Source organism: Desulfovibrio sp. DV (assembly GCF_001936595.1).
Classification (GTDB): domain Bacteria; phylum Desulfobacterota; class Desulfovibrionia; order Desulfovibrionales; family Desulfovibrionaceae; genus Solidesulfovibrio.
Genome location: NZ_MLBG01000056.1, coordinates 21389 through 29673, shown reverse-complemented (window position 1 = coordinate 29673; position 8285 = coordinate 21389). Strand labels below are relative to the sequence as shown.

At 64.4% G+C, this 8285-nt stretch carries 7 protein-coding genes; 1 reads left to right on the top strand and 6 read right to left on the bottom strand.

The window, feature by feature from the left end:
• The 6 genes from fdnG to DVDV_RS13040 all read right to left on the bottom strand — a co-directional run.
• Positions 1-1845, bottom strand: a 1845-nt coding sequence (gene fdnG, locus DVDV_RS13070) for a formate dehydrogenase-N subunit alpha (RefSeq protein ID WP_139311616.1), incomplete at its 3' end; no start/stop codon positions are given.
• Between the two features lie 176 nt (positions 1846-2021).
• Positions 2022-2882: a transposase gene (locus DVDV_RS13060; RefSeq protein ID WP_075355090.1), complete on the bottom strand. Its 861-nt coding sequence runs from the start codon at positions 2880-2882 to the stop codon at positions 2022-2024.
• 13 nt (positions 2883-2895) lie between these two features.
• A complete protein-coding gene (gene moaA, locus DVDV_RS13055) occupies positions 2896-3900 on the bottom strand; it encodes a GTP 3',8-cyclase MoaA (protein WP_075355089.1) in 1005 nt (334 codons plus the stop codon).
• Complete coding sequence (locus DVDV_RS13050) at positions 3897-4508, bottom strand: molybdenum cofactor guanylyltransferase (protein ID WP_075355088.1); 612 nt, start codon at positions 4506-4508, stop codon at positions 3897-3899. The genes moaA and DVDV_RS13050 overlap by 4 nt, the downstream gene beginning before the upstream one ends.
• The gene (locus DVDV_RS13045; protein ID WP_075355087.1) at positions 4505-5218 is read right to left on the bottom strand and encodes a formate dehydrogenase accessory sulfurtransferase FdhD; all 714 of its coding nucleotides are present in this window, start codon (positions 5216-5218) and stop codon (positions 4505-4507) included. Before DVDV_RS13045 ends, DVDV_RS13050 begins: the two co-directional genes overlap by 4 nt.
• Positions 5218-6102, bottom strand: coding sequence for a formate dehydrogenase accessory protein FdhE (locus tag DVDV_RS13040; RefSeq protein ID WP_075355086.1), 885 nt, complete (start codon positions 6100-6102; stop codon positions 5218-5220). Before DVDV_RS13040 ends, DVDV_RS13045 begins: the two co-directional genes overlap by 1 nt.
• 504 nt (positions 6103-6606) lie before the next feature.
• On the opposite strand from DVDV_RS13040, the gene DVDV_RS13035 reads away from it, so the two are divergent.
• Positions 6607-8283, top strand: a complete 1677-nt coding sequence (locus DVDV_RS13035) for a putative transporter (protein ID WP_075355085.1) — start codon at positions 6607-6609, stop codon at positions 8281-8283.
• Positions 8284-8285 lie beyond the last annotated feature (2 nt).

The window sequence follows — 8285 nt, the reverse complement described above, 5'->3', positions numbered from 1 at the left end:
GGAGCCTTCTTTTTCAAAGGACACGGCGCAGGGCAGGTAGAAGACCTCGGTCTTGATCTTCTTGGGGTCCATGCCCGGGCCCTTCCAGAAGGAACCCGTCTCGGTCTCGAACATGTTGACCGTGACCATCCAGTCGAGCTTGGTCATGGCCTCGCGGGTCTTGTTGGAGTTGGCGGTGCTGGCGGCCGGATTCTGGCCCCAGGCGAAAAAGCCCTTGAAGGCGCCGCCAAGCATGACGTCAAACAGCGACAGCCAGGAGTAGTCCTTGCCCGGCTCGAGCTTGGGCAGGTAGGAATAGCCGGTGTCGAGATCCTGGTTGGGATACATCGACTTGATGAAGCTCGACAGGTATTTGGGCCGATTTCCCCACCAGTTGGCGCTTTGCGGCTCCTTGGTGACCGGGGTGTTCTTCTCGTTGTATTCCTTAAGCGTCTGCATCGCCGCCGTCGGGGTGGGGATGTAACCGGGCAGGATGTGGAAGAGAAGCCCCTGGTCGGTGGAGCCCTGGACGTTGGCTTCGCCGCGCAGGGCGTTGATGCCGCCGCCGGCCACACCCATGTTGCCAAGCAGCAGCTGGATGATGGACATGGCGCGGATGTTCTGCACGCCAACGGTGTGCTGGGTCTGGCCCATGGCGTAGAGCATGGTGCCGGACTTTTCCGGTTTGCCCGTGGCGGCGTAGGTCTGGTAGACCTTCTGCAGATCGGCCACCGGCGTGCCGGTGATGGCCGAAACCGACTTCAGGTCATAACGGTCGTAATGGGCCTTCATGATCTGGTAGACGCAGCGGGGATCCTTGAGGGTCGGATCCTTCTTGATGCGTCCCTGGTCGTCCTTGGCAAAGCTCCAGGCCGACTTGTCATAGACGCGCTTCTCGGCGTCAAAGCCGCTGAACAGGCCGTCCTTGAAGTCGTACTTGTCGCCCAGGATAAACGAGGCATTGGTGTAATTGACGACGTAATCTTTAAAGATCAGGTTGTTGGCCAGGATGTACCGGATAAGGCCGCCGAAGAAAGGAATATCGGAGCCGGACCGGAGCCGGGCAAACACGTCGGCATGTTGGGAGGTGCGGGTGTAGCGCGGATCCACGTGGATCATAGTCGCGCCCTTGTCCTTGGCCCGAAGCACCCACTTAAACGAGATGGGATGGTTCTCGGCGGCGTTGCTGCCGATAATGAAAATGCAATCTGAGTTGACGATGTCGATCCAGTGGTTCGTCATCGCCCCGCGTCCGAACGACTCTGCCAGAGCCGCTACAGTTGCGCTGTGTCAGATACGGGCCTGATGCTCGATGTAACTGAGCCCCATGGCCCGGAGCATGGCCTGGTAGATCCAGCATTCTTCGTTGTCCATGGCGGCCGAACCGACCGAGGCGATGCCTTCGCAGCGGTTGACCACCCGGCCCTTGCTGTCCTTGGTCGTGAAGCTGCCGTCGCGGGCTTCCTTGACCTTGCGGGCAATGCGGTCAAGCGCCCAGTCCCAGGATTTCTCTTCCCAGTTTTCACTGTACGGGGCACGGTACATGACCTTGAGGATGCGGCGGTCGTTTTTTCCAAGCTGGTAGTGGGACGCACCCTTGGGACACAGCGCTCCCTCGTTGATCGGATGGTCGGGGTCGCCCTCGATGTTGACCACCTTCCCTTTGCCGTCCTTGTCCGTGCTGGCAATCAGCCCGCAACCCACCGAACAGTAGCAGCACACCGACGTGGTCTGCTTGGTGAATTTGAGCTTGGCCGCCTGCCCCTCAGCATAGGCCGGCTTCAGATCGAAGCCGAGCCCGCCAAAAGCGGTCACAGCTGTCGTCGCGCCAGCAATTTTCAGGAACTCTCGCCGGTTCCACTCCATGATCCGTCTCCTTGCCGCTAGGCGTTCATCACAATCCCGCCGCCAGGCTTGCGGCGCCGGGCTTTGACCCGTATGTTTATGCTAAATTTAGCATAAGTTAAAAATAACATAGACTTCCGAACAAAGAATCACTCTTTATCTAAAAAGCGGGCTGCACGCGGTCAAAGGAAAACGTATTAGTTAAGATCTGGCACTAGCGAGGCGATGTTGGCGAGTAAAATCGGCAGGATATCCTGGTCACGATGGTTGTAGCGGAACTCCAGCTCCTTCAAATAGAGCGGAAATTTTCGGGCCGTGACACCATGGAAGCGGATCAGCCGCTCCCTGGCGTAGGGCCAAAACCCGGTCTGCCGCGGGTCCACGGCCGGGGCCCGGCCGGCAACCTCGACCAGCCGGCGGTTGAGCAGCTCCGAGCCGCAGGCGACCAGGGCGTCGTAACGCAGGTAGCGGTCGGAATAGACAATGGCCCCCAGGCGCGACAGGGGCAGGGAGAAGTTGCGGTTGAAATGCAGCAGGTCTTGTGGAGCAAGGGTCGGCAGATAGTCGACAAACACCATGCCGCCGCGTTCCAGAATGCCGAAGACCGGGATGGCGGCCAGGGGTTCGTCGGGACCGTTGGGGCGCATGGTGCGGGCGGCCGAACCAAGTTCCGCGCCAAGCGGGCTTTTGAGAATCTCCAGGCCGTCAAGGCTGGCGGCCAGGATGGACAGGCGCACGACAGTGGCGGCCTTGTAGGCGGTGTTGTAGGCCAAGGTCAAGGCGGCGGCCATGGCGTGGGCGGTTTCATCGGCGGCAAAAAGGGTCAGCAGGCGCAGCCACTGGCGCGGTGTGAGGCCAGCCAGGCCGGCAAACCGGCCGGACAGGGCATGAAAGGTGTAGCGGCAACCGGCGCAGCGCACCCGTCCCTCGGCCAGGATATAGGCCTTGCCCAGGCCGCACCGGGGGCACACGGGATGCCCCTCGGGCCAGCAATGGCGCTCCAGGAATTTGCGGGCGCTCTCCTCCGTCCGGAGATGCCGCGTCAGATCAAGAGCCATGCCGGAAGATGGCCTAGCCGCCGATGGCCGACATGTCCCTGGCCTTGGACGTGCCTCCGGGGTTTAAGACCTCGTAGCCAAGCGGCTTGGTGCGAAGGGCCATGGCAATGATCTGGCGGACCTTGGGCAGGCCCAGGACGGGATTTCGCAGGATGGGACGCAGCCGGTACTCGCGCTCGGAAAAAAGGCAGGTGCGAAGCTTGCCGTCGGCCGTGATGCGCAGGCGATTGCAACTGTCGCAGAAATGCTCGCTTAACGGCGAAATGACGCCGAACCGACCGGCCCCGTCCACAATGCGGTGCATCTTCGCCGGACCGCCGGCGGCCCGGTCGTGGTCGTCGGGCACGAGTTCGGCCGTGCGGGCGGCCATGGAGAGCACATCCCGGGCCGAGATGTAGTTTTCCGGCCGCCACAGATTGCCGTCGCCAACCGGCATGAATTCAATGAAACGCACATCGATGGGCGCGGCCTTGGCCATGGCCACGAAATCCGGGATTTCCACGGTGTTGATGCCGCGAAGGGCCACGGCGTTTATTTTCACCCGCAGTCCGGCAGCCAGGCACTCATCCAAGGCCCGGCGCACGGCATCCAGCCGGTCGTGGCCGGTGATGCGCTCAAATTTTTCCCGGTCAAGGGTATCTAAGGAGATGTTGACGGCGCGCACGCCAAGGTCGGCCAGGGCGGCCGGATAACCGGCCAGCAGGGTGGCGTTGGTGGTGATGCGCAGGTCCACTTCGGGAAACCGGGTGCGGATCGAGGCGACAAAGGCCATGAAATCGCGCCGGGCAAAGGGTTCGCCGCCGGTGAGCCGGACCTTGGTGATGCCCATGTCCCGGGCCAGGGCCACGAGGTCGAGCAGTTCCTCGTAGCGCAGGATCTTGTCATGGGGAATGAAGGTGATGCTGCCCTTGGGGCGGCAGTACATGCAGGCGAGGTTGCAGCGATCGGTGACGGAAAGGCGCAGGTAGCTCACCTCGCGGCCCCGTCCGTCGCGCAGTACGGCGGCATTGCCGGTCATATCCCCTCCTCCATGCCTCGGGCCCGGATAAGGTCCGGCGGCGAATTGACGTTGAAAAAGGCCCGGACCGCAGCAGGGTCCTCCCGGCTATAGTCGACATGGCAGCGTAGGGCTTCGGGGAAAATGGCCGAGAGCCGGCGCTGGCCCATAAGCAGGCAGCGGCGCAGCACCTCGACCCCGGCCGGATCGTAGATCGCGACCAGGGATTCCACAAACCCGGTCTCGACAATGCGGTAGGTGGTCATAAGGGTCGTGGGTGGCCGCGCGCTCCAGGCGGCAATCAGCCGGACCAGGGTGGCCTCGTCCAAAAAGGGCAGATCGCACGACACGACCAGGCACGGCCGGCCCGTGGCGGCAAGGACGGACAACACCCCGCCGGCCGGCCCGAGTTCAGGAGTTTCGTCGGCCACCCAGGGGACGGCAAGCCCGAAAGGCAACGGGTCGCGCCCGGACACCAGCACCTCGCCGGTGACGGCGGCCAGGGTGTCGGCCACCCGGCGAAAGAGCGGCTGGCCGAAAAAAGTCAGCCAGGCTTTATCCCGGCCCATGCGACTGCTTTTGCCGCCGGCCAGGATAACGCCAAGAGGCGTCGGCCCGGCCTGGGTCATAACCCGACCCTGCCGCTTGGGTCGGTAAAAACCGTGAAGCGCTCCTCGGCGTCCCTGGCAAAGCCGATCAGGGTGATACCGGCCTCCTGGGCTGCGGTCAGGGCTGCCCCGGTCACGGCCGAGCGGCTCACCACCATGCGGATGCCGGCCCGCAGCGCCTTGTGCATCATGCTGGCGGTCACCCGGCAGGAAAGAAACAGGATCAATTCCGGCAGGCAAAGCCCCAGGCGCAGGCCGTATCCGGCCAGCCGGTCCAGGCAGTTGTGCCGGCCGATGTCCTCGGCCCGCACGACAAATTCGCCGGTCCCGGTATCGTAAAGCGCTGCCCGGTGAAAGCAGCCGGTATCGTCCCAAAGCCCGGCCTCGGCGATAAACCGGCGCATCAGGCCAAGCAGTTCGGCAGCCGGCAGCCCTCGGGGCAGGGCCGTATCCGGGGCCGGGCGCGTGTCGGGCCGGACGTCCAGATCAAAAAACAGACCCTCGGCCGCGGTCACGACCGGAATCTGCCCCGCCGGCAGCATATCCAGGGCGGCATGGCCAAGGACCAGCACTTCCGGGTCAAGCGGCGCGGCATAGAGCGTTTTTTTCCCCACGCCGGCCACCGTCAGGGTGACCCTTATTTCCGTGGCCACATCGTCGGTGATGTCGGAAAACCTGCCGTTGCGGTAGCGGCGGCAGGCCACGGGTCGGGTCAGGGGCGCATCAAGCATTAAAACCCCCAGGCCGACAGCACCGGCCGGTTATACCCCTGTCCCCGGGCCGCCATGTCCAGGGTCAGGGATTCCAGGTCGTCCAGGACCGGGATGCTGGCCCGGTCGAACTCCCGGAAATCCGTGGTTTTGATATAGCATTTGCAGGTCAGGCAGACATGCACGAAATACCCCGGCTCTTCGGCTGCGGAAAAGACCTCGAGCTTCTTGGTGTCTTCCTCGCCGCAATACGGGCACATGAGGCGTCTGGCCCGGTATTCGAGTTGGCAAAAGGAGCAGGTCAGATGCCTGGCCCCTTCCTTGCCCACAAGCCGGGCCATGAGCGGCGGGCTGGCGCAGGCCGGGCATTGGCCGAACTCCCAGGAGCGGTCGGCGGGAAAATGGGCCTGGACCGCCTCGCCCACGGCCGCCAGCCGGGGGGCCAGGGCTGCCTGGACGAGAAAATTGAGCAGCCGGGGCGCACCCGGCGTCCGTTCGCCAAAGGCCGCAAAAAAGCTGTCGTCGCCGACCAGATGCTGGCGCACGGCCTTGGCCAGATCGAGGTCGCCGGTCTGCCGGGCTGCGGCAATGACGTCCATGGCCTCGGCCAGATGGGTTTCATTGTTCCGGACAAATCCGGACAACTCGTCAAAAAGAGCCTCCATCCGGGCCATGTCCACGGGAAAGGCGTCGCGGGCCAGCATAGGCGCGCCGCGCAGCACCCGTTCGATGTCTTCAAGCATCCCGGGATCGATCGTCACAGACTCTGTCACCCTGGCCGCAAGCTGCGCCCTGGCCGTGGCAGCCACCAAAGCCAGCATGGAAGCCGGCAGGACGGTTTTCTTTGACAGGGCGTCGAGCTTTTTGTTCAATAATTTAGTATACTTGTCGGCATCGAAGGGCATGATGACTCCTTAAAAGCGGTCCTGGCTGGCGGATGCGCCGGGGCCTTGGTGGCATTATGGTGACGCAAACCGGGAATGGCAAGGGAACAGATGCGCCCTCCTGCCGGCGATGGGCTCTCCCGGCACTGCCTCCGGCAAGAATCGGCAGCCAAACCGGAACGGCGGTGCGGGTGTTGGTGCGCAATTGGTCTGTACAGGCCGGCGCTGTCAAGGGTGTCGCCCAATTTTCCGGTCGCACACTCCCGGCGCCCCGGGGGCCATCCCCCTGCCGATGCCGTGGCACATCCTGTTCCTGTGCCCTGACGCCCGGCCCCTTTGCCGGGCATCAGGGCCAAAATCATCTGGCCGACGGCATCCGTTCCAGGCCATAACCCGGCGGCAGGGTTGACGCCGACGGCTCTTGGCCGCAGTCTTGGACCCGGCGGATGTGGGAAGCGGCCCTGCCCAAAGCCCCAGGCCGGCGCACAGTACGACTTTGACGCTCTAACCCGGTGAGGCTATCCCATGGGCTGGTTGACGGCATTATTTACGTCTTCCTCGGCAGTTTCGGCTGTTGCGGTGCTGGGGCTTGTGGCTGCAACCGGACTGGCCTTGGGCCGCATTCCGGTGGCCGGGGTGCGGCTGGGCGTCGGAGGCGTGCTCTTTAGCGGACTGGCCGCCGGCCATTTCGGACTTCGGCTCGACCATCATGTCCTGGAATTCGTCCGGGAATTCGGGCTGATCCTTTTTGTCTACGCCATCGGGATGCAGGTCGGGCCGGGGTTTGTGGATTCGCTGCGCCGCCGGGGACTGCGGCTCAATGCCATGGCCGCGTTCATTGTCCTGCTCGGCGCCGGGCTGGCCGCCGTCTTTCATCTGACCGGCCTGCTCCCCCTGCCTGTGGCCGTTGGCCTTTACAGCGGGGCCGTCACCAATACCCCCTCCCTGGCCGCCGCCTCCCAGGCCTTTGCCGAAGTGGCTCCGGGTCTGGCCGAGGCCCATGTCGGACAGGCCGGGCTGGGCTATGCCGTGGCCTATCCCTTCGGCATCTTCGGCATCATTTTGACCATGCTGACCCTGCGGCGCATCTTTCGCATCGACCCGGCCGAGGAAACCCGGCAGTTCGAGGCGCTTTTAACCAGGCAAACCCCGGCCCTCACCGCCGCCACCATCGAGGTCGCCGTGCCGGACGCCATCGGGCGGCCCCTGGCCGGGTTGCCGCAACTGGCCGCCGATGGCGTGATCGTTTCCCGGATCATGGACGGCGGCACGGTCCGGGTCGCCGGGCCGGACACGGTCCTGGCTGCTGGCATGTTGCTCCACGCCGTTGGCCGGGCCGAGGCTGTCGAATCCCTGTGCCGGGCCATCGGCCGGCGCAGCCAGGCCAATCTGCCCGCCCTGCCCGGTCCCCTCGAGGTCCGCCGGCTGATCGTCACCCGCCCGGCCGCTGTCGGCCGCTCCGTGCCGGAACTGGGGCTTGGCCAGGGGCATGAGGTGGCCGTCACCCGCATCATCCGCTCGGGCACGGAGTTTTCCCCGGGTCCGGACGTGGCGCTCCACTGGGGTGACATGCTGCGCTGCGTGGGCACGGCCGAGGCCCTGGCCGGAATCGAAGGGCTCGTCGGCAACAGCGCCCGGGATCTGGCCAAACCCCACATCATGCCTATCTTTATCGGCATCCTGCTCGGCACGGTGCTTGGCAGCATCCCGGTGCCCGTGCCGGGACTGCCGACCAGCGTGCGCCTGGGTGTGGCCGGCGGTCCGCTCCTCGTCTCCATCCTGCTGTCGCGGCTGCACCATTTCGGGGGGCTTGTGTGGTATATGCCCCAAAGCGCCAATCTGCTGTTGCGGGAAATCGGCATCAGCCTGTTTCTGTCCTGCGTGGGACTGGCCGCCGGCAGCCGGTTCCTGTCCAGCCTGGCCTCGGGCCAGGGGCTGGTCTGGTTTGCAGCCGGAGCGGTCATCACCTTCGTGCCGCTGCTGACCGCCGGCATCATCGGGAGGATCTTTCTGGGCTGTAACTACGCCTCGACCTGCGGCCTCCTGGCCGGGTCCATGACCGATCCCCCGGCCCTGGCCTTTGCCTCCCAGATGCTTGGCGGCGACGCCCCGGCCTCGGTCTATGCCACGGTCTATCCCCTGGCCATGATCCTGCGCATTGTCACCGGCCAGTTGCTCGTGCTTACGCTTTTTTCCGGCTAACG

What these genes read in the sequence shown, in the direction of transcription:
- DVDV_RS13060 (WP_075355090.1), bottom strand. Translation starts at nt 2,882, where the DNA reads ATGGCTCTTGATCTGACGCGGCATCTCCGGACGGAGGAGAGCGCCCGC.
- moaA (WP_075355089.1), bottom strand. Translation starts at nt 3,900, where the DNA reads ATGACCGGCAATGCCGCCGTACTGCGCGACGGACGGGGCCGCGAGGTG.
- DVDV_RS13050 (WP_075355088.1), bottom strand. Translation starts at nt 4,508, where the DNA reads ATGACCCAGGCCGGGCCGACGCCTCTTGGCGTTATCCTGGCCGGCGGC.
- DVDV_RS13045 (WP_075355087.1), bottom strand. Translation starts at nt 5,218, where the DNA reads ATGCTTGATGCGCCCCTGACCCGACCCGTGGCCTGCCGCCGCTACCGC.
- DVDV_RS13040 (WP_075355086.1), bottom strand. Translation starts at nt 6,102, where the DNA reads ATGCCCTTCGATGCCGACAAGTATACTAAATTATTGAACAAAAAGCTC.
- DVDV_RS13035 (WP_075355085.1), top strand. Translation starts at nt 6,607, where the DNA reads ATGGGCTGGTTGACGGCATTATTTACGTCTTCCTCGGCAGTTTCGGCT.